Here is a 26,848-nt window from a genome sequence, read left to right as displayed (position 1 = left end):
ACAGGTATATTCTTAAATACGGAAAAGGGAAATAACTTAATAATGAATATTTTAGTTTTGGGTAGCGGTGGCCGTGAACATGCACTTGCATGGAAAATCGCACAAGATCAGAAAGTGGCTAAAATTTTTGTTGCGCCGGGTAATGCAGGCACAGCAACAGAAGACAAATGTGAAAATGTTGACCTTGATATTTTAAACAACCCAGCGATCATTGATTTTGCTAAAGCCAATGATGTTGCACTGGTGATTGTTGGTCCAGAAGCACCGTTAGTCAATGGCGTTGTTGATGCTGCTCGTGTAGCGGGTGTTAAAATTTGGGGTCCAACTCAATATGCTGCGCAGCTTGAGGGTTCAAAAGCATTTGCTAAGCATTTCTTAAAACGCCATAACATTCCAACCGCTTTTTATGATGTATTTACAGAAGTAGATGCAGCTAAAGCCTATGTAGAACAAAATGGCGCGCCAATTGTTATTAAAGCTGATGGTCTCGCGGCAGGTAAAGGCGTTATCGTTGCAATGACCAACGAAGAAGCTTTTGCTGCAATTGATGACATGCTTGCAGGTAACAAGTTTGGTGATGCAGGTTCTCGTGTTGTGATCGAACAGTTCCTTGCTGGTGAAGAAGCAAGTTTTATCTGCATGATTGATGGTAAAAATATTCTTCCAATGGCAACCTCACAAGATCACAAGCGTATCTTTGAAGGTGATCAGGGTCCAAATACAGGTGGTATGGGTGCTTATTCCCCTGCTCCTGTTGTAACTGCTGACGTTTTCGAGCGTGTCATGAATGAAGTTATGCGTCCAACTGTTGAAGGCATGGCTGCTGATGGTCATGTTTACACTGGTTTCTTATACGCAGGCTTAATGATTGATGAACAAGGTCAACCTCGTGTGATCGAGTTTAACTGTCGTTTTGGTGATCCTGAAACCCAACCGATTATGATGCGTTTAAAATCATCTCTTGTTGATTTAGTTGAAGCTGGTATTGATGGTAACTTACCGAGCGAAGCTGAATGGGATGAACGCAAATCAATTGGGATCGTACTTGCGGCTGAAGGTTATCCTGAAACTGTACGTAAAGGTGATGTGATTTCTGGTATCGGACAATCTCCTGAAGATACAAAAATCTTCCATGCTGGCACAGCAACCACCGAAGATGGTCATATCATTACTGCGGGTGGACGTGTACTTTGCGTCACAGCATTAGGTGATACTGTGCTCGAAGCCCAAATTAATGCGCTAGAAGTATGTGGTCAAGTGACATTCACGGGTATGCAATACCGTAGCGACATCGGCTATCGTGCAATTGCACGTGAAAAAGCTGAATAAGCCATTCTCTAAAGAGGCCTTCTACGGAAGGCTTTTTTTATTCCTGAAAATGCATAAAAATAAATTCTATATTCATTATTTAGATATAAAATTCAGAAAAATATATATTCATTATTCCACTGATTCAGCTCAATATCTTTTCTGAAAAATTTATAAAACTATCATCCATTTATATTTACTATGAATGCAATTTCCCTCAAATAATCATACTCTTATACGCTTTAGTTCAATTTACGCCCCTATAACCTTATGTAAATTATTGGTATGATTGCCCAAATTTTAGATGTTGTTTTTTTGTTAAACCAATGATCTTTTTCATTTATTTCAAATAATTAAGACATTGTAGTTTAGGGATTGAATTACAGCTAGATCCAAATTTGATGATGAAAATAATATGAAGGTTTCATTGTTCAAATAAATTGTATTAAATTTGAACATGAATATTCATCTATTTTTATAATGTTGCAAGACGCAGATTTTAAAAGCAATTCACATGAATGTTTATGCATGATGCTAATTTGCAACATACAAAATTATTGCAATCACTAATGCTAGAGAAATACGAACATTCTCAACATTATTTCGATTAGGATTTATACATGAAAAAGCTGATTGGTCTTTTTTTAAGTGTATCTGTGTTATTGCTTGCAGCGTGCAGCAAACAACCAGATACAGCATCGAGTGAACAAAAAGGTGATGCTGGCGCGTTGCAAACTGTTGTAATTGCTTCTACTGGTTCTGATGCAGACATTTGGCGCTATATCGCAACATTACCTGAAACCAAAGCTGCTGGCGTTAAATTAGAAATTAAAAACTTCACAGACTATGTTGCAATGAATACCGCGGTTGCAAACAAAGAAGTTGATTTAAATGCATTCCAATCATATGCATATCTTGTTGCTTTCAATGCGGCAAATAAAGATAAGATTGCACCTGTTTCAACAACTTACTTAGAGCCAATGGGTATCTACTCAAGCAAAGTGAAAAAAGTTGAAGAGTTTGCTGAAGGCGCAACGATTGCGATTCCAAATGATGGTGCAAATGAATCACGTGCTTTATTACTTTTACAAAGTGCTGGCTTAATCAAATTAAAAGCTGATTTCGACCCTGTAAAAGGCACACCTGCTGACATCATTGAAAACAGCAAGAAAATCGTAATTAAGCCAATTCAAATGGCAACTGCTGTTCGTGTTAAAGACGAAGTGGATGCAATCTTGTTAGGTAATACGCTTGCAATGGAAGGTGGTTTAAACGTTCTTAAAGATGCAATCTTCTACGAACCAATCGATCAAAGCACAAAATTAAATGTGAACGTTTTAGCAACGGCAGAATCACGTAAAGATGATGCTGTATTGCAAAAGGTTGGTGCGTTGTATCACACCGAAGCTGTTAAGCAATATGTACAAGAACATTTTGCTGGTACTAAGGTTGACGTGAACAAACCAACAAGCTATCTCACAGAAGCAAATTCGTAATATAATCTTCTCAACGAAACAGGCAAAGTGACTTTGCCTGTTTTTTCTTTTTTGCTTAGTATTGACGAACATGATCCAATTTAAAAACATTTCGAAACACTATCAGCTAAAGGGTCAGACGATTAATGCGTTAGACCAAATTAATTTAAAAATTCCTGAAGGTAGTATCTTTGGGATTATTGGCTATAGTGGTGCAGGTAAAAGTACGTTAATTCGTTTGATTAATTTGCTAGAGCGTCCATCACAGGGACAAGTCATTATTAATCAAAAAGACTTTACTGCTATGGATGCGCGTACACTTCGTCAAGAACGTGCAAATATCGGCATGATCTTTCAGCACTTCAATTTATTGCAAACAAAGACTGTCTCTGAAAATATTGAAATGCCGCTTAAATTACTTGGGCATAGTAAGATTGAGCGTGAAAAGCGCTTAGCAGAATTATTAGATTTTATCGATTTAAAACATAAGAAAGATGCCTACCCTGATGAATTATCAGGAGGTCAAAAGCAACGTGTAGGTATTGCTCGTGCGCTTGCCAATCATCCTAAAATTCTACTCTGTGATGAAGCAACGTCTGCGCTTGACCCACAAACGACCAAATCTGTTTTAGCCTTATTAAAAAAAATCAACCAAGAGCAAAACATCACCATTGTGATGGTGACACATGAAATGGATGTAATCGAGTCAGTGTGTGATTATGTCGCAGTAATGGAATCAGGTCATGTGATTGAAACAGGTTCAACACTCGATATCTTTAGCCAGCCCCAACATCCAACGACTAAAACATTTATTCAGACTGTGTTACAGCAACAACTCCCTGTCAATATTCTAAATAACCTTGAGCATAAGCATCATAAGAGTATCTATAACCTCCAGTTCTTAGGAACTTCAGCTCAAGAAACCGTTATTCAAGCGGTGATTAAACAATTTGATTTAAGCCTCAATATTCTTTTTGCCAATATGACTGAAATTAACGGAACTGTTATTGGCCAGATGTTTATTCAGCTCTTAGGTGATCCAAATATTATTCAGGAAGCAATTAAATTCCTTGAACAGCAAGGCGTTAAAGTTGAACAATCTGGAGTAAGCCAATGAGAGACTTCATCGTACAATGGCTAACAGAAGTCACAGCACCATTTTGGCATAGCTCACTGTCAATAGATCAATTCGTAACAGCTTTACAAGAAACATTTCAAATGGTGTTCTTCTCATTGTTGTTTGGTTGTATTTGGGGAATGATCCAAGGCATTACATTAGTCGTAACACGCAGTGGTGGTATTTTACAGAATCGCGCGGTTTATTATTTTCTCAATCCAATTGTGAATGCGCTGCGTTCATTGCCTTTCATTATTTTACTGATTGCAGTCATTCCATTAACCAAAATGATCGTAGGCACATCGATTGGAACATGGGCCGCGATTGTACCGTTAACGATTTATGTTGGTCCTTATCTCGGTCGTTTGATTGAAACTTCTTTACTTGAAGTAAATGAAGGTATTGTTGAATCCGCTCAAGCAATGGGTGCATCGCCTTGGCAAATCATTTTTAAGTTTATTATCCCCGAAGCTCGTAGTTCTCTGATCCTGAACTTAACGACTGGTACGATTTCTCTTATCGGTGCAACAGCGATGGCGGGAGCAGTCGGTGCAGGTGGTATTGGTGATTTGGCAATTTCTTATGGCTATCAACGCTTCGATACTAGTGTTGTGATTTTAACAGTTATTGTTTTATTACTTTTGGTACAAATGGTTCAAATGCTTGGAGATTGGTTAGCCAAATTACGTTAACCAAGCTCAATCAAAAAGCACTCTTGTTTGAGTGCTTTTTACATTTTAATTTCCTATGGAAAGTAGATTTCGTTCGCAGCCTTGAATGTATTGACATGCAATGGAACTAAATCCTCAAGCTCCTGATATCCCCCCGCCAATACAAACAACATCGGAATTTTCATTTTTTTTGCCATTTCAAAAACCAATCGATCTCGTTCAAACAACAACTCTGTTGTAAACCATTTAGAACCATATTTATCCAGTTGATGACAATCCATTCCTGCTTGATAAATTATAAGATCCGCCTCCCAACGGGAAGCATAATTAAACGCTTCAAAGATCGCTTCTCGATAGAGATCAAAATTACCTTGTTTTGGATGAATATATCGGGTCAGACTGCGTTCATTCGCTTTACAGCCGAAACGGATACCAAAAATCCCAAAGTTGACTAGATTGGTCATTCGGTTGGTAAATATTGCTGTACCATCGCCACCATGCTGATCGCAATCCAAAATAAAGATTCTTTTTTCAGGGAGTTGCTTTGCTACCAGCGCTAAACCATTGAATGTGCAATATGCAGCGCCTGACTCATAACTTGCATGATGAAAGCCCTGTGCAATATTTGCAGCAATACCCTCTTTTAATGCGATTTCCGCTCCCAATAACTGCCCCGCCTGAACGGATAAAATCGCATCACGTAATTGCGTATTCCAAGGTTTAAATCCTTGCACCGTGGCAAAAGCAGATTCACCTGAGATAAAAGCTTCAACATATTGCGGATTGTGCAATTTCTTTAAAATTTCTACATCAATCATTCCAGGATCAATGAGCTCAACCATTTTATTTTCATACAGTACATCCGCAACTGCGGTCAATTTTTCCATGCTGTTGGTATGCGTTTGGGCATAATAGCGCGGAGAATAACAAGCTTTTAGCATGGATGTCCTACGCATATTTGATCTTGAGCAATTTCCATGAGTTGGCTCAACTCAGTTGTATCTGGTCGGAACAACCCATTATCCACTTGCTGTTTAAAATGATAACCAAATGCACGCGCACGATTTTGCGGAGAAACAGCTAAAGTGGTTAACCGTAAAAACCAAAAACCGTTCATTTGTGAAATAGGAATGACATAACCTTTGTATTGCTGATTCTGATGTTTGTCCAAGTGATCTAAATCATAATTTGCAGAAAATAGACTCCCTGCAGGTAACCTTACCCCATTCATCATTAACGGCACTAAGCTGATACAGGAGTGATTGTCACCCATATTCATCTTTTCCATCATAATAGGCTGGTCTTGCTCATCTACAAAGATATTGATTTCACCTTGTCTGAGTAACCGATGATGTGCAATACGTAAGAAGAATTTTTCCGCCATTGGACATGAGCCTACTTTTGGCTTTTCCTCCAAAGACTCACACTCAATCATTTCTAAATTTTTAGCATCTTGCGGGAGAATAATATCCGCGAGTAACTGACAAATTAAAATACTTTCTTCAAGTTCAGCATGTTGATACAAGGTTCTTAAAGTCGCTTGAAAATCAACTTCCTGCTTTAAATTTTGTGCAAACGTTTCTTGCGAATTGAGTTTTCCTAGGCAAGTTTTCACCTCTGGATTGGTGTCCAAATTGCGCCAAGTTCCTAGCTCCAAACCATATAAAGAAGCTTGATTTAAAATATTCTTTAAACCCTTGGTTTCATATTCTTCAAAAATTCTAAAGTCTTGAAAACCGATCAGATCACGCGGTTGAGAAACAAATTCTGCAATCACCCGTGTTGCTTGAGTATAACCACAGCCCCGACGCTCAGTTTGGTGACTAAAGTGCTCATTCAACATTTCGGTAAGCTTGGCAGACAAAGGGTGTAAATATTTTTTGAAGATAACAACAACTTCATGATCTACCAAATCAGACATAACTTCCCTCGCTTTCTTCTTATGATTTCCCTACATTCGATCTTATGCATTCACTCTATACTTATCTTATTCACTGTAATCTTTTAAATTATTTAGCTTAAATTAAATATCTGTTATTCGAGTCAAGGTGAATGTAAATCATTAACTTATAAACCTTTTATATCATCTTTATTCAAAATACTACACTTGTCAACCATAAAGATAATGGCTGATTTCAGTCGTCATATACTGCCCTAAAAAGTCAGTAAAACACATCGAACTCCTACAGCTTTTGCACTATGAATCTTTTACACTTAAACTAATACAATCGGTTAAATTTCACAATTGGCCGCACAATAACCTCTTGAAACAAAGATTTAGGATTCGGCTATGCATTATAAAATTCATGCAATTGACGTTAAAAACGCCTTAAAAAATTATATTTGGTTATTGGAAGATACGCATACCAAAGAAGTTGTCGTCATTGATCCTACTGAGGCACATCTTGTGACACAGTTCTGCGCCGAACAGCAATTACAGTTAAAGCAAATATGGCTGACACATTGGCATCGCGATCATACGGATGGAGTTTCAGGCTTATTGGCAGATCAAAATATTCCCGTTTATGGCCCTCGTGATGAGCTAAGTAAAATATCTTTAATTTCAAATCCATTGCAAAACAATGATCATTTCCACTTTAATCATCTCAAAATTGAGATTATTGCAACCCCTGGTCATACTCTCGGTCATATCACCTATTTTATTGAAGAAATCGACAGCTTATTCTGTGGAGATACACTATTTGCGATGGGTTGTGGTCGTTTATTCGAAGGGACTGCCGAGCAAATGTATCATTCACTCAATCGGCTCGCAGCTTTGCCTATTCAAACCAAAGTGTACTGTACACATGAATATACATTAGCGAATGCCGAGTTTGCCTTAACCGTTGAACCACATAATGTCGCGTTGCAAGAACGCTTTAGAGAAGTTCAAGCACTGAGAGATGCGGGGCAAATCACACTGCCAAGTACAATTGAATTAGAGCTAGAAACTAACCCTTTCCTGCGTACAGAAAGTGCTGAAGACTTTGCTCGAATTCGCAGTTTAAAAGATCAGCTCTAAACAAGAACTTCCTCGCTGGGTACTCATTTTTCACTTTAGCAATAAAGTGAAAAATGAAATTATTTTTTACATCTTAAAATACGAAAAACTTAACAATAGCAATTGCTTATTTTGCGACCAACGTTAATTTTATAATTAAAATACAAGTACATATAAAATCTAATTTTTAAACCAATCTTTTTTGATTACTTCAGTTTTACAATATTTACAAGCCGAAAAATAAATATATGCATCACCCCTTTAAAAATTTTCAAGACACCCTTATTAATAATTACAAGTTCACAAGGAGTTCTGCTATGAAAAACAGAGTTGTTAAAGCAAAGAATTTAGTCGCTTTTCGTATTTGGTTAGAGAAATTAGGATATTCAGTTAAAAACTTAGCAGACAATCGTGGCTTTACTTTTAGTTTTAAAAAAGAATATGGTTTGGTGACTTGTGATCTTTCTGGTAATGCTTTAGCCATGCAACTTGGCGAAGAATTCGAAGATCATTTAAAAGCATAATGGTAAATTTTGCTGATTAGGGTTTCAAAAGGATAAGAAACCCTAAAATACGATTAACAATTTTTCTTTTATCTTTCCCCCTCCTCAATCTTTCATTTTCTGACCATCTGTCATAAAAATAACATTGGAACAAAAGTGATTTCCAAGTATTATATTGCCCTAGTCGAGGGATGCTGCGACAAGTGATCGGCACTAAAGATCAATTTGCCAGGCTCGACGATCGGTTGAACATTCGCTTTAACCAACAACGGCATCCGCGAACAGAATGATCCATACTATTTTTTCTAGGAGATCCTGATGAACGCGGTGAATGCTTCATTTACAGATTATAAAGTTGCTGATATTTCCCTTGCTGACTACGGTCGTAAAGAGATCAAACTTGCTGAAGCAGAAATGCCAGCTTTGATCGGCTTACGTAAGCGTTATTCAGCTGCTAAACCTCTTGCGGGCGCAAAAATCTTGGGTTGTATCCACATGACAATCCAAACTGCTGTTTTAATTGAAACATTAGTTGAGCTTGGTGCAGAAGTTCGTTGGACATCTTGCAACATCTTCTCTACTCAAGATCATGCTGCTGCTGCGATCGCTGCAAGTGGTGTTCCAGTATTTGCTTGGAAAGGCGAAACTGAAGAAGAATACGTTTGGTGTTTAGAACAACAGATCAATGTTAATGGTCAGCCTTGGGATGCCAACATGATCTTGGATGATGGCGGTGACTTAACTGCACTTGTTCATGAAAAATACCCTGCGCTTTTAGAACGTATTCACGGTATTACTGAAGAAACAACGACAGGTGTTCAACGTCTGTTAGAAATGTGGAAAGATGGTTCACTTAAAGTTCCAGCAATCAATGTCAACGATTCAATCACAAAATCTAAGAACGACAACAAATACGGCTGCCGTCATTCATTAAATGATGCAATCAAACGCGCGACTGATATGTTGCTTTCTGGTCGTCGTGCGCTTGTGATTGGTTACGGTGACGTTGGTAAAGGTTCTGCTCAATCTTTACGCCAAGAAGGCATGATCGTTCGTGTGACTGAAGTTGATCCAATCTGTGCAATGCAAGCATGTATGGATGGTTACGAAGTTGTATCTCCATACAAAAATGGCGTACAAACTGGTAAGAAAGAAGACATCAACCATGATCTATTAGGTAACACTGATCTTGTTGTGACCACAACAGGTAACTACCATGTTTGTGACTCAGCAATGTTGGATAGCTTAAAAGCTGGTGCAGTTGTTTGTAACATCGGTCACTTTGACACTGAAATTGACACAGCATATTTACGTGGTTACAAATGGGTTGAAGTAAAACCTCAAGTACACCAAGTGTATCGTTCAGAAGATGAAAGCAATTATCTAATCCTTCTTTCTGAAGGGCGTTTAGTGAATCTCGGTAATGCAACAGGTCATCCATCTCGTATTATGGATGGTTCTTTTGCGAACCAAGTCTTAGGTCAAATGCATTTGTTCGCTGAAAAATTTGCTGATTTGCCTGCTGACCAAAAACAAGCTGCGATTCGCGTAGAAGTTCTTCCTAAGAAATTAGATGAAGAAGTTGCTGCTGCAATGGTTGTTGGTTTTGGCGGTGTGTTGACACAATTAACTCAAGTTCAAGCAGATTACCTCGGTGTTCCTGTAGAAGGTCCATTCAAATCTGACGCTTACAAGTACTAAGAAATAGAGGGCAGACGTTTTACGGACTGCCCTTTTTTCTAAAATTTCTAAGCAATTTTAAAAAGGATTTGAAATGACGAAACGTGTTCCTATTTCTTTTGAATTTTTCCCACCAAAAACTGACGCTGGTGCAGAAAAATTACGAGTCGTTCATCAAGAGCTACAATTACTCAACCCTGAGTTCTTCTCGATCACTTATGGTGCTGGTGGTTCTACTCGTGAACGAACTTTAGCAGCAATTGATGACTTTAATGGTAAAGGCACGCCTGTTGCACCTCACTTGTCTTGTATCGGTGATGATAAAGCTCGTATCGCTGAGTTACTCGATTTGTATAAATCTCAAGGTATTGACCGTATCGTTGCGTTGCGTGGTGATTTACCATCAGGACAAGTTGGTCTTGGCGAACTCCCTTATGCACAAGACCTGGTACGTTTTATTCGTGAGCATTCTGGCGATCACTTCCATATCGAAGTGGCAGCTTATCCAGAAATGCATCCACAAGCAGAAAGCTTCGATGCAGACATCAAGCGTTTTGTAGAAAAAGTTCAAGCTGGTGCAAATGCGGGAATTACTCAATTCTTCTTCAATCCAGATGCTTATTTCTATTTCATTGACCGTCTAGAAAAAGCTGGAGTGAATATTCCAGTTGCACCAGGCATCATGCCAATTACAAATGCAAGCAACTTAATTCGCTTTGCTGATGGTACAGGTGCAGAGATCCCACGCTGGATTCGTAAGCAACTTGCAGCCTATGGTGATGACAGCGCAAGCATTAAGGCTTTCGGTCATGAAGTGATTGTTAAGCTTTGTGAACGTTTAATTGCTGGTGGTGCACCAACACTTCACTTCTACTCAATGAACCAAACAGAACCAACTCGACAACTCGTTGTTGATCTTGGTTTGAACTAATTTGTAAGAGCCGTACCTAAGCATGAATCGTTTTTATATCGAAACTGAATTAAATACTGGAAATACAATCGAATTAACAGAATCAGTATTTCATCATTGGGTACGTGTGCTTCGAGCAAAAGAGCAAGAACAAGCCATCTTTTTCAATGGAAAAGGTGGTGAATACCTCGTAACACTCACTGAAATTAATAAGAAAAATGCCTTTGTTTCGGTTGATCAATTTAATGAGTTAGATCGAACTGCACCATTTAACGTAATTTTAGGTCAAGTCATGAGCAAAGGTGATCGCATGGATTATGCGATTCAGAAAGCAACTGAACTTGGTGTTACGACGATTCAACTCTTAACCAGTGACCGCTGCGAAATGCGTCTAAAATATGATCGAGATCAAAAAAAATTAGACCATTGGCAATCTGTTGCTATCGCGGCCTGCGAACAATGTGGATTAAATAAAGTTCCCCAAATTCTTCCGCCGATTGCGCTGAATGATTGGGTAAAATCTGAATTACCTACATCTCGTTTTGTGCTTGCACCAAATAAAAATCAAGAAAATGTCTTGCTAAAAAGTGACAATCATCTTGCTTTACTTATTGGTCCAGAAGGCGGTTTAAGTGAAGTAGAAATTGAAACTGCCAACCAAAACAATTTTCAAAACTGGTGTATTGGAGATCGTGTTTTAAGGACTGAAACCGCTCCAGTCGTTGCTTTGTCTATTTTAAATTATCACTTCAGCATCAAAGCATGATTGGCATTGCTTTCGATTTGGTTTAGCTGTAATTTAAAATAAAACGCTATTGTGTTTACAAAAAAACATAGACTGTGAACATAGATAAAAAATTAAAAGGACTATTCTTTATATGTTAGGGGCTCAGGAAAAAAATTTGCCACAATTTATCTATACGGATCAAATTAACTATCCTAATCATGTACGTTTATTTGTCATAAGCGTGTTTTGCCTCACTCTATTAGATTATGTTTTATTTGGCTTTTTCTACTCATTTGATCTAAACGTTTTTTCAATTTGGACAGTTCTAACGCTTGTTGTTCTACTTATTTTTTACACTGTCTGCCATGTTTCTTTAAAACAATATTCTTCTGTCCGCTATGCAAAAAAAACCAATTTAATTTTTCAGGTCATTTGTTTCGTAACAGGCTTACTTCTAGGCTTGGGCGCAATCATCATTAATTACTTTTTAGCCAGAGATGTTCCAAACATTTCAAGCCCGCATATTTTAACGTTAACCGCCTTTCTACTGACATCGTCGCATATTATTGCACTTACTTTTTTAACGCAGCATATTCGCTATTTCTTCTTATTTTTCATTCCAAGTATTAGCCCTTTAGTTATTTCGCAACTATTGCATAAAGATCAAGAACACACGCTTTTTTATATTGCTTATTACCTCTCATTTTTCGCAACTTTGCTATGCGCTCAAGCGACATTCAAAATTCATAAACGTCTATTCCAAGTTCTAGAGAAAAATAAACAACTGATTGATGTAGCAGAACAGCACAATCAATGGACAGAAGAGTTATGTCAGCAGTTGCAACGTGAAGTTAACAAATCCAAAGACATCGAAGCGCAATTACAATTTAATAATCACCTATTAGAACAAAAGGTACGTGAGCGGACATTTGATCTCACTGAAATGAACGAGAGCTTGCAAGAACATCGACAAAACTTAGCTTTTGCCCATGAAACAGCGGGCATCCGCCCGTGGGATTGGAATTTAGAAAACCACACTGTCGGCATTACCAACTCACATCTCAAAGAAGTAACTCGAAATTCAGAAAATCATTATTCACTACTCGAAAAAATTGTTCATCCTGATGATGCAGATCGTGTTAAAAATACGCTCTACAATCACTTATGCGGTTTAAATGATCGTTATGAGGAAACCTTTCGTATCAAGCGTCCGAATGGTGAATGGTCTTGGATTCATGATGTAGGACAAGTCATCCAAAGAAACCCTAAAGATGGGACTCCACTTCGTATGGTTGGTATTCATCGTGATATTAATCAAGAGAAAAAAGATCAAGAAAGACTTAAACTTGCAGCAAGTGTATTTGAACAAGCCTCTGAAGGTATTTTCATTTTAGATGACAACTTCCACTATTTAGAAATCAACCCCAAATACGAACAACTGACTGGTTTAGATAAACAATTTATTTTAAATAAACATATTTTTGAAATTACTAAGCAAAGTAAGCAGCACCACCTTAATTTTCATCTTTCGATCCTTGATACATTATTTGAAGAGCATGAGTACGAAGGTGAATATCAAGAAACCTATGTTTCAGAAAAATCATGTTTCTTGTGGATGCATATCAACGCGGTTAAAGATGAGGCAGATCGTGTTATTAATTATATCGGTATTGTTTCAGATCAAACTGAACGTAAGCATCAAGAACAACGCTTATCTTATTTAACCAATTACGATACTCTCACCGATCTACCAAATCGTTTTTATTATCACCAACAACTGCATCAATACTTGGTAAATGAAGCTTCGATTCAACATCTTGCGGTCATTCGTCTCAATATTGACCGCTTCAGAGCACTGAATGAATTGCTAAGCAATCAAGCAGGTAACGAGCTATTAAAACAAGTGGCACAGCGTTTGCGTATCAGTAATATTGATGCATTACTGGTTGCACATTTAAGTGCAGATGACTTTGCCATCATTTATGAAATGTCGCCGATTCATCCGCCAATTCACCAACTCTGCAACAATATTGTCGAGGCGTTCAGCAAACCGTTTTATATTGCTGATCAAGAATACGTAGTAAGTATCTCTATTGGTGTTGCAATCTATCCAGAACATGGTAGACAAGTTGATAATTTAAATACTCATGCAGAACAAGCACTCACGGAGGCAAAGCGTTTAGGTGGCAACACGATTAGATACTATTCAACTGAACGAACCAATTTTGTTGCTAAACATACAGATTTAGAGTTAGACCTTAGAAAAGCAATTCAGAATAATGAGTTAGTTGTCTATTATCAGCCAAAAATTACAGCGCAATCCTCTCATATCAGTGGTTTTGAAGCCTTAATTCGTTGGAACCATCCAACTAAAGGTTTGATCATGCCTGATATTTTCATCCCATTAGCAGAAAGTACCAGTTTAATTTCTGATATTGGTCGATTTGTCTTATATGAAGCGGCTAAGCAACTTCAGATATGGAAAAACTTAGGTTTTGCAGATATTCACGTTGCAGTAAATATCGTTGCACAACAGATTTTACGTGGCCAATTACTACATGATATTGATGACGTACTCGAACAATATGCAATATCTGGTGAAAACTTAGAACTAGAAATCACTGAGTCAGCGTTTTTAGAAAATACTGAAAGTGTTAAAACAGTTTTATGTGCCATCAAAGAACGTCATATTTCGATTGCACTAGATGACTTCGGTACAGGCTATTCATCACTCGCCTACTTAACCGAATATCCAATTGACATTTTAAAAATTGACCGTGCGTTTATTTCAAAAATTGGCAATCCAAAACAAGATGCGATAGTTAATGCCATGATTGCAATGGGAAGAACGATTGGCTTAAAAGTCGTAGCGGAAGGTGTTGAAACTGAGCAACAAAGAGATTATCTGAAACGACAAAATTGTGACATATTACAGGGTTACTTATTTGCGAAGCCATTAACGGCTGCACATGCAACAGAATTTCTTCAAAAACATATGCAATTGTCAACCGCAAGATATTCCATTTAAAAGTAAATTTAGAGCATTTTGACAGTTTATTTTAAGCTGATTATAGATTGTCAATACGCATCTAGTTCACTGAAAATAAGCTTTTTTGACTGTGCGAAAGCATGAACTAGTGCTATATTCTTGTGCACTTATCTTAATATAATAATTAGACATATATATGCCTGATTATTATCGGAACAATCGAGACTCAGATGGACGATCAATCTTTAAAACAAGCCGCTTTGTATTACCATGAATTTCCAACTCCAGGAAAAATCAGTGTGACACCTAGCAAGCAGCTCGTTAACCAACGAGATTTAGCGCTTGCATATTCCCCTGGTGTTGCTGCTCCATGTTTGGAAATCGAACGTGACCCTTCAACTGCTGCGAAATATACAGCACGTGGCAATCTGGTCGCCGTCGTAAGTAATGGTACTGCTGTGCTTGGTTTAGGAAATATTGGTCCACTAGCATCTAAACCTGTAATGGAAGGAAAAGGTGTACTTTTCAAGAAATTTGCTGGCGTAGATGTTTTTGATATCGAAATTGCTGAAAATGATCCAGATAAAATTGTTGATATCGTTGCTTCGTTAGAACCAACTTTTGGTGGTATCAACCTTGAAGATATCAAAGCACCTGAATGTTTCTACATTGAGAAAAAATTACGTGAACGCATGAAAATTCCTGTGTTCCATGATGACCAACACGGTACAAGTATCATTGTAGGTTCTGCGTTATTAAATGCTTTACAAATCGTGAACAAGAAAATTGACGAAATCAAAATCGTTGCTTCTGGTGCAGGTGCTGCTGCCCTTTCTTGTTTAGATTTACTTTGTGCTTTGGGTGTTAACAAAAAGAACATCGTGGTTGCGGACTCTCGTGGTCTACTTACAACTTCACGCGAAGGACTTGACGACTCTAAAAAACGTTATGTTCAAGATATTCAAGCGAAGCAATTACACGAAGTAATGGCTGGTGCTGATATGTTCTTAGGCTTATCTGCTGCAGGTATCTTAACCAAAGAAATGGTTAAAGAAATGGCAGAAAATCCAATCATTTTTGCTCTTGCAAACCCAGATCCAGAAATTCTTCCTGAGCATGCACATGAAGTTCGCCCTGATGTAATTATGGCAACAGGTCGTTCAGATTACCCGAACCAAGTAAACAATGCACTTTGCTTCCCATACATCTTCCGTGGTGCACTTGATGTGGGTGCAACAACGATTAACGAAGAAATGAAAATTGCTTGTGTTCACGCAATTGCACGTATGGCGCACGTTGAAGCTGATGCAGCAACATATGGTGAGAAATCTGCTTCATTTGGACGTGATTACTTAATTCCACGTCCACTTGATCAACGCTTGATTTTAGAAATTGCACCAGCAGTTGCTAAAGCAGCCATGGATTCTGGTGTTGCATCACGTCCAATCGAAGATTTTGCAGCATATCGTCAAAGACTTTCAGAGTTTGTTTATAACTCTGCATTCTTAATGAAGCCTATTTTCTCTCAAGCAAAAACTGATCCTAAACGTATCGCTTATGCTGAAGGTGAAGATGAGCGTGTATTACGTGCTGTGCAAATTGCAGTTGATGAAGGTCTTGCTAAACCAATCTTAGTAGGTCGCACAACGGTAATTGAAGCCAATATCAAAAAATTAGGCTTACGTTTGCAACACGGTGTGAATATTGAAATCGTTGATCAAGAACAAAATCCGTTATACGAAGAGTTCTGGAAAGACTATTATCAAACAATGCAACGCAAAGGTGTAACTGTCGAATACGCTCAACGTGAAGCTCGTCGTCGTTCAACACTGATTGCTGCTTTATTGGTAAAATTCGGCAAAGCTGACGGTATGCTTTGTGGTACGTACAGTAGTTATGACATTCATTTAGATTTCGTACGTAATGTAATTGGTTTAAAAGAAGGTCGTAGCACTTTCTTCACTCTGAATGCATTGATGCTTGAAGATCGTAATTTATTCATTGCAGACACCTATGTAAATACGAATCCAACTGCTGAGCAGCTTGCTGAAATGACTATCTTAGCTGCTGAAGAAGTTCGTCGTTTCGGTATTACACCGCGCGTTGCGCTACTTTCTCACTCTAGCTTTGGTAGTGATCAATTTGATCCAAGCGCTCAGAAAATGCGTGAAGTTCACCGCCTTCTTACTGAACAAGCTCCAGAACTTGAAGTTGAAGGTGAAATGCATGGTGATGCAGCATTAGATGAAAGCATTCGTCACTTTGCCTTCCCTAATTCACGCTTCAAAGGTTCTGCAAACCTATTGATTATGCCTAACTTAGATGCTGCAAACATTTCATTCAACTTGTTGAAAGCAACATCTGGTAATAACGTAACAATCGGTCCAATCCTTTTAGGCGCAGCAAAACCTGTTCATATCCTTACACCAACGACAACAACACGTCGTTTAGTGAATATGACTGCGTTGACTGTTGCTGAAATCCAACAAAGTCAAAACTAATTATCTTAAGCGAAGCTTTTCGAGAAAAGCCTCGCTTAATGCTTGAGAAAACCTCTATTCTGTAGCATGATTGTGTGAAGAATAGAGGTTTTTTCATGCAAGTTTATTTAGTAGGCGGTGCTGTTCGAGATCATTTACTCGGCCATCCCTATCACGAAAAAGATTATGTAGTTGTTGGTGCTACCCCAGAACAATTATTAGCTGAAGGCTACCAACCTGTTGGAAAAGATTTTCCCGTTTTCTTACATCCCAAAACAAAAGAAGAATACGCACTTGCCCGCACTGAGCGTAAGTCAGGTGTGGGTTATCATGGTTTTCAATTTTTTACAGATACCACTGTTAAACTTGAAGAGGATCTGATTCGTCGAGATCTCACGATTAATGCAATGGCGATGGATGAAAATGGCACTGTCTATGACCCTTACGGTGGTCAACAAGACCTTGAACGGAAAATCTTACGCCATGTCTCTGATGCCTTTATAGAAGATCCATTGCGCGTGCTTCGTGTTGCACGTTTTGCAGCACGCTATGCAGCTTATGGCTTCAAAATTGCTGATGAGACTATCCAGTTGATGAAGAATATTGCAAAGACTGGTGAGCTAGACGCACTTACTCCTGAACGTGTATGGAAAGAAACATCTCGTGCATTGATGGAAGACCAAGCTGATGTCTATTTTCAAACGCTAAAAGAATGCGATGCCTTAAAAATATTATTTCCTGAAATTGATGCCCTGTTTGGCGTTCCACAGCGCCCTGAATATCACCCTGAGATTGATTGTGGTATACACACTTTGATGGCATTGAAAGAAGCATGTAAAGCAAACTATGCGTTAGAAGTCCGCTTTGCAGTACTTGTACATGATTTAGGGAAAGCTCTTACTCCTGTTGATGAATTACCAAGACATATCATGCATGAAGAACGCGGCTTAAAGCCAGTTACAGATGTATGTGATCGCTTGAAAGTTCCAACTCTGTTAAAAAATCTTGCACTAATTGTGTGTAAAGAACATCTAAAATGTCACCAAGCTAAAAATCTAAAACCGGGTACACTATGGCGGCTACTACAACGTTTGGATGTTCTTCGTAAACCTGAGAAAGTTGAAGCTTTTGTGCAAGCATGTGAATGTGATGCAAGAGGTCGCTTAGGATTGGAGACTCGCCCCTATCCTCAGGCTAAATACATTCTTGATGCAATGGAAATCGTCAGAAATATTCGTGCACAAGATCTACCATCTGACATTCAAGGTGCTGAAATAGGTGAAATGCTGATTCAATATCGAATTGAAGCTTTGGCTAAATACAAAGAACAATACGGCGAATAATTTTCTTTTTGATCTTATTGAAATAAAAAACCCAGTCAAAGACTGGGTTTTTTTAACTTTTACTAAATCAGTAAAAATTATTGTGCAGCAGCAGCGGCTTGAGCAGCAGCAACTTCATCAGCAAAGCTCATTTCAGCTTTTTTCTCAATACCTTCACCCACTTCGAAGCGAACGAATTGAGCTACAACAGTACCAGTTGCTTTTAATACATCAGCAACTTTCTTGTCGTTATCGATAACATACATTTGACGATCAAGAGCAACTTCGTTCAAGTATTTTTCAACTGAACCAGTAACCATTTTCTCAACGATGTTCGCTGGCTTACCAGATTCTAATGCTTTCGCTTCAGCAATTTCTTTCTCTTTAGCGATTAAGTCAGCTGGAACAGCTTCAGCATTTACTGCAACTGGGTTGAACGCAGCAACGTGCATTGCAATGCCTTTACCAGTGTCAGCATCACCTGTGTAAGAAACAACAACACCGATTTTTAAACCGTGCTTGTAAACAGCCAAGTTTTCGCCTTCAACGATTTGAGCACGACGAACTTGAATGTTTTCACCAATTTTTTGAACCAATGCAACACGAGCTTCTTCTACAGTTGCGCCGTCTTCAAGCTTAAGTTCAGCAATTTTCGCAGCATCAGTTTCATTTGCAGCAAGTGCAGCAGTAGCAACTTTATCAGAGAAGCTTTTGAAGTTTTCGTCTTTAGCAACGAAGTCAGTTTGACAGTTAACTTCAACAAGAATTGCTTTGTTACCGTTTTGAATAATAGTGATCGCGCCATCAGCAGCAATGTTACCTGCTTTTTTAGCAGCTTTTGCTTGACCTGATTTACGAAGGTTATCAATTGCAAGTTCGATGTCACCGCCTGCTTCTGTTAATGCTTTTTTGCATTCCATCATTGCAAGACCAGTACGGTCACGTAATTCTTTTACCATGCTCGCAGTAACTGCAGTCATGTTGATCTCCTAAAATCGGTAGAAAATAAATCTGTTCAACAAAAACGGCCCAAAGAATCTCTGGGCCGTTTGCAATCTCGACGCTTTAATTTGCCACCATTACATGTCGCAAAAATGACAAGCTTGCGTCAAAACGCATTAAGCCTCAGAAGCGTCTTTAGCAGCGTCGTCGCCTTTCGCTTGTGCATTTGCTTGTGATTGAGCATATTCTTTACCAGCAAGAATCGCATCAGCCATAGCAGAAGCATATAAAGTTACTGCACGGATCGCATCGTCGTTACCTGGAATAACGTAATCAACGTTGTCAGGGTTAGAGTTTGTATCAACGATACCGATTACAGGAATACCTAAGTTTTTCGCTTCTTTGATTGCAATCGCTTCGTGATCAACGTCGATTACAAATAATGCGTCAGGTAAACCACCCATGTTCTTAACGCCGCCTAAAGCACGTTCAAGTTTGTCCATCTCACGAGTACGCTCTAAAGCTTCACGTTTAGTAAGCTTAGCAAAAGTACCGTCTTGAGATTGAGTTTGAAGATCTTTTAAACGGTTGATAGATTGGCGAAGTGTTTTCCAGTTCGTCAACATACCACCTAACCAACGGTGATCTACATATGGTTGACCAGCGCGTTGAGCTTGTTCACGGATGATGTTAGAAGCAGCACGTTTTGTACCAACAAATAATACTTTATTCTTTTTGCTAGCAAGGTTGTTAACAAAGTTCAAAGCATCATTTAACGCAGGAACAGTGTGCTCAAGGTTGATGATGTGAATTTTGTTACGCGCACCAAAGATGTATTGACGCATCTTTGGGTTCCAGAAACGTGTTTGGTGACCGAAGTGAGCGCCTGCTTGAAGAAGGTCGCGCATGCTTACGTTGTAATCTGCCATTTTCTTTACCTTAAAGTTTGGGTTAGGCCTCCATATATCCGCATTCTCCACCTATTGCTAGGCACCCAGAGTAATGTGTCGATATATGTGCGGATTTTTTACGACTATTATTATCAGATATTTTCGTAAAATATATTCACGAAAAGCATTTGATAAAATAGGCGGCTATTTATACCATAGACGCTTGCAAATTACCAAAAGTTTTTAGAGATCATGAATACGACTTATACAGCTCCTCGTCGATTAATCAAAACACCTGAAGAAATTCAGAAGATGCGTGTTGCAGGGAAATTGGCGGCTGAAGTTTTAGACATGATTAAACCGCATATTAAAGCGGGTGTGAGTACTTTAGAACTCGATACAATCTGTCGCAACCATATTGAAAATGTACAACAAGCAATTCCTGCCTGTGTGGGTTATGGTGCTGCTCCAGGCCGCCCTGCTTTCCAACACTCTATTTGTACTTCGGTTAACCATGTGGTTTGCCACGGCATTCCTTCTGAAAACAAAATTTTAAAAAATGGTGACATTCTTAATATCGATGTTACTGTCATTAAGGATGGTTATCACGGCGATACGAATATGATGTATGTCGTGGGTGGTGAAACGTCAATTCTTGCAAATCGTTTATGTTCTGTGGCTCAAGAAGCGATGTATCGCGGTATGGCAACAGTGAAAGATGGTTCATATCTTGGTGACATTGGCCATGCTATTCAACAATATGTTGAATCTGAGAGATTTAGTGTTGTTCGTGAATATTGCGGTCACGGAATTGGTAATGTTTTTCATGATGAACCTCAAGTGCTTCACTATGGTCAAAAAGGCACAGGTATGCGCTTAGAAGCTGGAATGACATTTACAATCGAACCAATGGTCAATGCTGGTGTTTGGCAAACTAAGCTTTTAGGTGACAAATGGACAGTAGTAACTAAAGATCATAAATTATCAGCTCAATACGAACATACTATTTTAGTAACTCAAACAGGCATCGAAGTTTTAACAGCTCGCCCTGAAGAAGACTTATCTCGCTTTATGTAATTTATTCTATTTAGATTATTCTAAAGAAGTCACTTTGGTGGCTTTTTTTATTTCTTCATATTTTCTTCATCAATTTATCTAAATCAAACAAAAGTTTTCATAAGCAGAACAATTATAAATTCTAACTAAACAAACAATTTAAAAAAAACCGTTATTTTGAGCAGGATAAAAAGTTTACAAAATCGGACATGGAGTCCCCCATCATGAAGAAGCATGCGCTTTATATTGCTGTTGGCTTTGCCACAACATTTCCAACAATGAGTTTTGCTAACTCACCTTATTTTAGTTTGAAAGATGGAGATGGATTTAAACGTTTCTCTATATCTGCTGGCTGGTTGCATGCCATGCCACAAGGAAGTGCAAATCCTGTAAATATTAATACCAGCGTTGCAGAAGGTACAACTTCAAAAGTTGGTGAGGTATCTAAACAAGCTGTACTAGATGCAGCAGAACGTGATTCAAATCCATTATTGTATGAGGCAATTAAAATCCTTCCAACTGATACCCTACCTTCTCTGCTCACAGGCACGGCAACAGTTAACGGACTATCGAATTGGCAAGCTCAAGGAACAGGGTTAGAAGCAGATGATGTCGATACTGTAGGTATCATGGCTAACTATCACTTTACAGACAACTTCTCCTTGGAAATTAAAGCTGGTATCCCACCAAAAGTAGATATTAAAGGGAAAGGTGATATTTACGCCCCTTTAAGTGGAACTGCAAGCACTTCTCTAGGTGATTTAGGGTTAAAACAAGACATTCATATTACTGACCTCACTCAAGGAGGAAAAGCTGCATCAGCACGTGCTTGGCTACCAGCTGTAGAGCTGCATTATCAATTTGGTAAGTCAGGCGTCAATAAGTTCCGCCCATATGTTGGTGCTGGTGTTATGTATGCTTACTTCAATGATTTAGAAATGAATTCTGGAATAGAGGCTGACTTAATCAAAGCCGGTCATATGATTCAAAATATTCATGATGGAAAAGCAGGTGCTGCATTGGATGGAAAAACATCCTCAGCGGACCCAGTTGTGAAGTTAAAAGCAACTGATACCTTTGCACCTATTGTAACCATTGGAGCAACCTACGATTTCAATCCAAACTGGTTTGCTGTAGGTTCAGTGTCTTATTCAAAAATGAATAACGAAGCAAAAATATATGTGACTGATCGCAATACAGGAAAAGAACTAATTCAGGCAAATACCAAAATTGATATCGACCCACTGATTACATATGTTGGTGTGGGCTATCGTTTCTAAATAAACAAAATATCCTAAAAAGCAGCTTCGGCTGCTTTTCTTGTTTAAAACGCAATGTTTTAAGTCATCATGCATAAAATTTGCGCACCAACTCTAAGCACTTTTTTATGGATTGTCTGACATCATCTTCATTAGTTTTCTTGATTTTTAAATTCAATTTTTCAACTCATATTTATCTTTAAGTTTTTTAATGTAAATAAATAATGTGAATTAGTATCTTAAATTTTACATTTGGTTAATTCATCTTTTTGGCATGACGTTTGCTTAATACCAATTATGATGAATCAACGATGATTCACAAAATATTTTTCTGACGGCCAACGATGTCCGTTCTGTTCGACTTGCTTATGCAGAGTAATGGCATAGCAATAAATAATGACGTACAGTTCAGGAGAAGGCCATGTCCTCAGATATGAATTTAGATGCAAAAAAAGCTACAGAAATAAAATTATTTAGCTTTTCCACACCAGCTATGCGCGCTTTCCATATGACTTGGCTAGCGTTTTTTGTATGTTTCTTCGCTTGGTTTGCCTGTGCTCCACTTATGCCAGTAATCAAAGGCGAGTTCAACTTAACAAAAGATCAAATTGCAAATATCAATATTGCCGCAGTAGCAATTACGATTTTAATTCGGCTTATTGTCGGTCCACTATGCGATAAATATGGACCACGGAAAACTTATACCGCACTTTTACTACTCGGCAGTATTCCCGTTTTTGGTGTAGCTGCAGCTAATACCTATGAATCATTCTTATTTTTCCGCTTATTGATTGGTGCGATTGGCGCAAGTTTTGTGATTACCCAATACCATACAAGTGTGATGTTCGCTCCAAATGTAGTTGGTACAGCAAATGCTGCTTCTGCGGGATGGGGAAATGCTGGTGGTGGGGCTACACAAGCAATTATGCCTTTAATTTTAGGTGCGATCTTGATGTTCGGTGTTGAACAAGCAATGGGCTGGAGAGTTGCCCTGCTTGTCCCTGGTGTAATGATGCTTATTGTAGGCGTGATGTATTGGAAGCTCACTCAAGATTGCCCACAAGGTAACTTTAAAGAATTACGTGCACAAGGAGTCGAAGTCGGTAATGTTAAAAAAGGTGGTACTGCAATTTTAATGCAAGCTGCTCGTAACTATCGCGTTTGGATTCTATTCACTTCTTATGCCGCTTGTTTTGGTATCGAAATCTTCATTCATAACATTGCAGCAATGTACTACGTCGATCACTTCAACATGGGATTGAAAGAAGCTGGTATGACTGCTGGTATCTTCGGTCTACTAGCATTATTTGCACGTGCGTTGGGAGGCATCGTTTCAGATAAAGTTGCACTTAAAAAAGGCTTAGATGGTCGTACCAAAGTATTATTTGCCCTCGTGCTACTTGAAGGCATCTTCTTATTCGTATTCTCTCAAGTAAACGTTGTAATGTTCGCAATTATTGCCATGACAATCTTCGGTTTATTTACCCATATGGCATGTGGTGCAACCTATGCTCTTGTACCATTCATTGATCGTGATGCTTTAGGCGGTGTAGCAGGTATCATTGGTGCAGGTGGTAATGTGGGTGCAGTTGCAGCTGGTTTCTTACTAAAAGGCTTGCTTGACGTGCAAACATGTTTATCTATCTTAGGTATTCTCGTAACCATTGCAGCGTTTAGTGTCGTTCTTATCCGCTTTACAACAGAACACAAAGTAAAAGAACAAGAGTTATTTGAACAAGCTTTACTAGAGCGTAATACCGCAGCTTAACACCATCTCATATAGAGGATGAGTAAATCACTCATCCTCCCCCAAATTTCAAAAAATTTTATAAAGGATATTCTGATGAATAAATTCTCCTATTCATTAATCACGCTCGCTTGTTTTTCAACACTAACAAACGCTGCAGATGAGTTCTTCTCTCAAACTAAGCTTTCACTCGATAGTCGTCTTCGCTATGAATGGGTAGAACAAGACAACAAACTCAATCATGCAGATGCATGGACATTAAGACTCCGCCCTGCAATTCAAACAGGCTCATGGCATGGTCTAAGTGCTTTTGTGCAAGGTGAAGGAACTGTAGAAATCAATGACGAATTTAATAGCACTCGAAACGATCAAACAAACTATAGCACCATACCTGACGCTAAAAACCTACAGCTCAATCAAGCCTATTTGAAATATGTGTACAACCCTAAATTTGACATAACAGTTGGTCGTCAAGTCATTAATTTAGATAATCAACGCTTTGTTGGATCCGTTGCTTGGCGTCAAAACGATCAAACTTTTGATGCGATTGCTCTCAACATCAAACCATGCAATGAGTTTGGTTTGTACTATGCTTATATTGATCAAGTGAATACTATTTTCGGTAGTGAAGACCCTGAACCTAAATTTGTTCAAGCACAAGATGGTAAACAGGAAAGTAAAATTCATTTAATTCAGGCGAAAATGAATTACAACCCACTGCTAAATGCGACTGTGTATGGCTATTTAATGGATTTTGAAGATATTTCAGCATGGTCAAATCAAACCTATGGTCTACGCCTAATAGGTAAAAAAGATAATTTTAAATACGCAGCAGAATATGCCAAACAAAGTGAGTATGCTGACCAACCCAAAGACTATGATGCGGATTACTATGCATTAGAACTTGGTTACAGCATTAAAAACAAGGAAGTTGCACTCGGTGAAATCGCGATTGGTTATGAAGTACTTGGCAGTGATGATGGAAAAATAGCTTTCCAAACTCCTTTAGCAACCAAGCATAAATTTAATGGATGGACAGATTTATTCCTAGCAACACCAGCCAATGGCTTAACTGATTTATACATTTCTTCAAGCTTCAATGTCTTTGGTAAAGGTAAATTAGGCACTGAGCTGCATCAATACAGAAGTGACGAAAAGAATATGGGTTATGGTCAAGAATACTCTGTTTCTTACTCACAAGCTCTACCAATTAAAGGACTTTCAGCTTTAGCGAAATTTTCAGACTATCAAGCTGAAGAATTCGGTGTAGACACACAAAAATTGTGGCTACAACTCGATTATAAATACTAACTCAAGGAGCAATGTCATTTAATTATCAAAAAACTGTCATCAAAATATCAAATTTGGATGATTTAATAAAAAATAAAAACAGCTAAAAAAAACGATGAAAAGCTCACTGATTGACCGTCAGTGAGCTTTTTTCTTTAACTAAAAGAAAAAAGGCCATTAATTAATAGCCTTTCTCATTTTTGATTACGTTACTGGCGTTTAGGTAGTGGTATGTATTGTGATTGAGCATTTTGTTGAACTTTGCGCTCACCCACTTTCACCTGAACATTTTCTTGTTTACCCTCACGCTCAACTACGACGTTAATCACACTTTCAGGTGCCTGTAATGCAACATAATTAATCAGATGTGAAGCCGAAGTAATTTGCTCACTATTCACTTGAATAATTTTATCACCACGCTTAACACCTGCTTCGTCTGCAGGACCACCTTTCAGCACATCTGCAACAACAACACCAATTGGTCTAGTAGCCATTACATCTTCATCCAAAGTATTTGGAATTAGACTAATACCCAACCAACCACGTACTACACGGCCATCTTTCAAAATTGAGTTTAAAACTTGCTGACAAACTTTGGCAGGAATCGCAAAACCAATTCCGAGTGAACCACCAGACTGAGAGAAGATTGCCGTATTTACACCAATTAAATTACCCGCAACATCAATCAATGCACCACCAGAGTTTCCTGGATTAATGGCTGCATCGGTTTGAATAAAGTCTTCATAGGTATTAATACCCAAATCTGAACGACCAGTTGCTGAAATAATCCCTTGAGTTACAGTTTGTCCTACGCCAAATGGATTACCAATTGCAAGAACGACATCACCCACTTCATTACCACTCAACTTAAATGGCAGAACAGGTAGGTTATCTAATTCAATTTTGATCACAGCCAAGTCTGTATCGGGATCAGTGCCAATCACTTTAGCTTCAGCACGACGACCATCTTGCAATGCCACCACAATGTGTTCAGCCTGAGCAATCACATGATTATTCGTTAAAATATAACCATCGGCACGAACAATAACACCCGAACCTAAACTATTTTCATTTTGCTGCTGTTGAGGCATTTGATTGCCAAAGAACTCGCGAAATACAGGATCATTCAATAATGGATGATTCATCTGTTTCACTTTTTGAGTGGTAAATATATTCACGACAGCTGGAGCAGCAACTTTAACAGCAGCGTTATATGAGACTACCCCACCAGTTCGAGTTGTATCAACCAATGGTTCTACCTTTTCAGCAGGCATTTTTACACCATCAGAAGCCACAGTTGGTTTTGGTTGATGTGATTTCTGCCAAGCTAGAAAACTAAATACAACCAGAATGAGTAATACCCAAGGTAACCATGTAAATGCACGGCGCACGTCTATTATCCTCTTGGCAAATGTAAGTTATAAATAAGTAATATATTGAAGAACGGGAAATTTCCATCATTGTAAAGTAAATAGCTTAAA

The 26,848-nt window shown here is 38.4% G+C and carries 21 protein-coding genes; 16 read left to right on the top strand and 5 right to left on the bottom strand.

All coding sequences use genetic code 11. The features are described from left to right. The first annotated feature begins 42 nt into the window (after positions 1-42). From purD to F959_RS06865, 4 genes are all read left to right on the top strand, one after another. Positions 43-1,329 (top strand): phosphoribosylamine--glycine ligase, encoded by a 1,287-nt coding sequence (gene purD / locus F959_RS06880; RefSeq protein ID WP_004878568.1) that lies wholly within the window; start codon positions 43-45, stop codon positions 1,327-1,329. 599 nt (positions 1,330-1,928) lie between these two features. Beyond that, positions 1,929-2,804: a MetQ/NlpA family ABC transporter substrate-binding protein gene (locus tag F959_RS06875; RefSeq protein WP_004878566.1), complete on the top strand. Its 876-nt coding sequence runs from the start codon at positions 1,929-1,931 to the stop codon at positions 2,802-2,804. Between the two features lie 70 nt (positions 2,805-2,874). Next, positions 2,875-3,900 (top strand): methionine ABC transporter ATP-binding protein, encoded by a 1,026-nt coding sequence (locus tag F959_RS06870; RefSeq protein ID WP_004878564.1) that lies wholly within the window; start codon positions 2,875-2,877, stop codon positions 3,898-3,900. Beyond that, complete coding sequence (locus tag F959_RS06865) at positions 3,897-4,592, top strand: methionine ABC transporter permease (RefSeq protein ID WP_004878561.1); 696 nt, start codon at positions 3,897-3,899, stop codon at positions 4,590-4,592. Before F959_RS06870 ends, F959_RS06865 begins: the two co-directional genes overlap by 4 nt. A gap of 53 nt (positions 4,593-4,645) precedes the next feature. Here F959_RS06865 and F959_RS06860 read toward each other — a convergent pair whose 3' ends face one another. Together F959_RS06860 and F959_RS06855 are read right to left on the bottom strand one after the other, a co-directional pair. Beyond that, positions 4,646-5,512 carry an arginase family protein gene (locus tag F959_RS06860; RefSeq protein ID WP_004878559.1) on the bottom strand — a complete coding sequence of 289 codons (867 nt, stop codon included), beginning with the start codon at positions 5,510-5,512 and terminating at the stop codon, positions 4,646-4,648. After that, on the bottom strand, positions 5,506-6,492 hold the full coding sequence (locus tag F959_RS06855) for a hypothetical protein (protein WP_004878558.1): 987 nt from the start codon (positions 6,490-6,492) through the stop codon (positions 5,506-5,508). The genes F959_RS06860 and F959_RS06855 overlap by 7 nt, the downstream gene beginning before the upstream one ends. 369 nt (positions 6,493-6,861) lie before the next feature. Here F959_RS06855 and gloB point away from each other — a divergent pair, with 369 nt between their 5' ends. The 8 genes from gloB to F959_RS06815 all read left to right on the top strand — a co-directional run bounded on the left by gloB (position 6,862) and on the right by F959_RS06815 (position 18,204). Next, positions 6,862-7,593, top strand: coding sequence for a hydroxyacylglutathione hydrolase (gene gloB / locus F959_RS06850; protein WP_004878556.1), 732 nt, complete (start codon positions 6,862-6,864; stop codon positions 7,591-7,593). A 296-nt stretch (positions 7,594-7,889) separates the two neighbouring features. Then, positions 7,890-8,096 carry a hypothetical protein gene (locus F959_RS06845; protein WP_004878555.1) on the top strand — a complete coding sequence of 69 codons (207 nt, stop codon included), beginning with the start codon at positions 7,890-7,892 and terminating at the stop codon, positions 8,094-8,096. Positions 8,097-8,393: 297 nt separating this feature from the next. Further along, entirely contained in the window at positions 8,394-9,776 is a 1,383-nt protein-coding gene (gene ahcY / locus F959_RS06840) for an adenosylhomocysteinase (RefSeq protein ID WP_004878553.1), read from the top strand. A 73-nt stretch (positions 9,777-9,849) separates the two neighbouring features. Continuing rightward, positions 9,850-10,686: a methylenetetrahydrofolate reductase [NAD(P)H] gene (gene metF, locus F959_RS06835; RefSeq protein ID WP_004878551.1), complete on the top strand. Its 837-nt coding sequence runs from the start codon at positions 9,850-9,852 to the stop codon at positions 10,684-10,686. 22 nt (positions 10,687-10,708) lie between these two features. After that, entirely contained in the window at positions 10,709-11,431 is a 723-nt protein-coding gene (locus tag F959_RS06830) for a 16S rRNA (uracil(1498)-N(3))-methyltransferase (RefSeq protein WP_004878549.1), read from the top strand. Between the two features lie 112 nt (positions 11,432-11,543). Beyond that, entirely contained in the window at positions 11,544-14,420 is a 2,877-nt protein-coding gene (locus F959_RS06825) for an EAL domain-containing protein (protein WP_004878547.1), read from the top strand. Between the two features lie 191 nt (positions 14,421-14,611). Next, positions 14,612-16,882: an NADP-dependent malic enzyme gene (locus F959_RS06820; protein WP_004878546.1), complete on the top strand. Its 2,271-nt coding sequence runs from the start codon at positions 14,612-14,614 to the stop codon at positions 16,880-16,882. A gap of 95 nt (positions 16,883-16,977) precedes the next feature. Beyond that, a complete protein-coding gene (locus F959_RS06815; protein WP_004878545.1) occupies positions 16,978-18,204 on the top strand; it encodes a multifunctional CCA addition/repair protein in 1,227 nt (408 codons plus the stop codon). A 77-nt stretch (positions 18,205-18,281) separates the two neighbouring features. On the opposite strand, the gene tsf is transcribed toward F959_RS06815, so the two are convergent. Beyond that, positions 18,282-19,163 carry a translation elongation factor Ts gene (gene tsf / locus F959_RS06810; RefSeq protein WP_004878544.1) on the bottom strand — a complete coding sequence of 294 codons (882 nt, stop codon included), beginning with the start codon at positions 19,161-19,163 and terminating at the stop codon, positions 18,282-18,284. A 138-nt stretch (positions 19,164-19,301) separates the two neighbouring features. Beyond that, a complete protein-coding gene (gene rpsB / locus F959_RS06805) occupies positions 19,302-20,054 on the bottom strand; it encodes a 30S ribosomal protein S2 (protein ID WP_004878543.1) in 753 nt (250 codons plus the stop codon). A 213-nt stretch (positions 20,055-20,267) separates the two neighbouring features. Here rpsB and map point away from each other — a divergent pair, with 213 nt between their 5' ends. The 4 genes from map to F959_RS06785 all read left to right on the top strand — a co-directional run bounded on the left by map (position 20,268) and on the right by F959_RS06785 (position 25,388). After that, positions 20,268-21,092 (top strand): type I methionyl aminopeptidase, encoded by an 825-nt coding sequence (map, locus tag F959_RS06800; protein WP_004878542.1) that lies wholly within the window; start codon positions 20,268-20,270, stop codon positions 21,090-21,092. Between the two features lie 203 nt (positions 21,093-21,295). After that, complete coding sequence (locus F959_RS06795) at positions 21,296-22,351, top strand: OmpW/AlkL family protein (protein WP_004878541.1); 1,056 nt, start codon at positions 21,296-21,298, stop codon at positions 22,349-22,351. Positions 22,352-22,751: 400 nt separating this feature from the next. Continuing rightward, positions 22,752-24,098 carry an MFS transporter gene (locus F959_RS06790; RefSeq protein ID WP_004878540.1) on the top strand — a complete coding sequence of 449 codons (1,347 nt, stop codon included), beginning with the start codon at positions 22,752-22,754 and terminating at the stop codon, positions 24,096-24,098. A gap of 75 nt (positions 24,099-24,173) precedes the next feature. Beyond that, on the top strand, positions 24,174-25,388 hold the full coding sequence (locus F959_RS06785; RefSeq protein ID WP_004878539.1) for an alginate export family protein: 1,215 nt from the start codon (positions 24,174-24,176) through the stop codon (positions 25,386-25,388). 188 nt (positions 25,389-25,576) lie between these two features. Here F959_RS06785 and F959_RS06780 read toward each other — a convergent pair whose 3' ends face one another. After that, on the bottom strand, positions 25,577-26,758 hold the full coding sequence (locus tag F959_RS06780; protein ID WP_004878538.1) for a trypsin-like peptidase domain-containing protein: 1,182 nt from the start codon (positions 26,756-26,758) through the stop codon (positions 25,577-25,579). Between the last annotated feature and the right edge of the window lie 90 nt (positions 26,759-26,848).

This window comes from Acinetobacter venetianus RAG-1 = CIP 110063, from assembly GCF_000368585.1.
Classification (GTDB): domain Bacteria; phylum Pseudomonadota; class Gammaproteobacteria; order Pseudomonadales; family Moraxellaceae; genus Acinetobacter; species Acinetobacter venetianus.
Note: the sequence above shows the minus strand (reverse complement) of the source record. Positions and strands in the feature narration are given on the sequence as shown.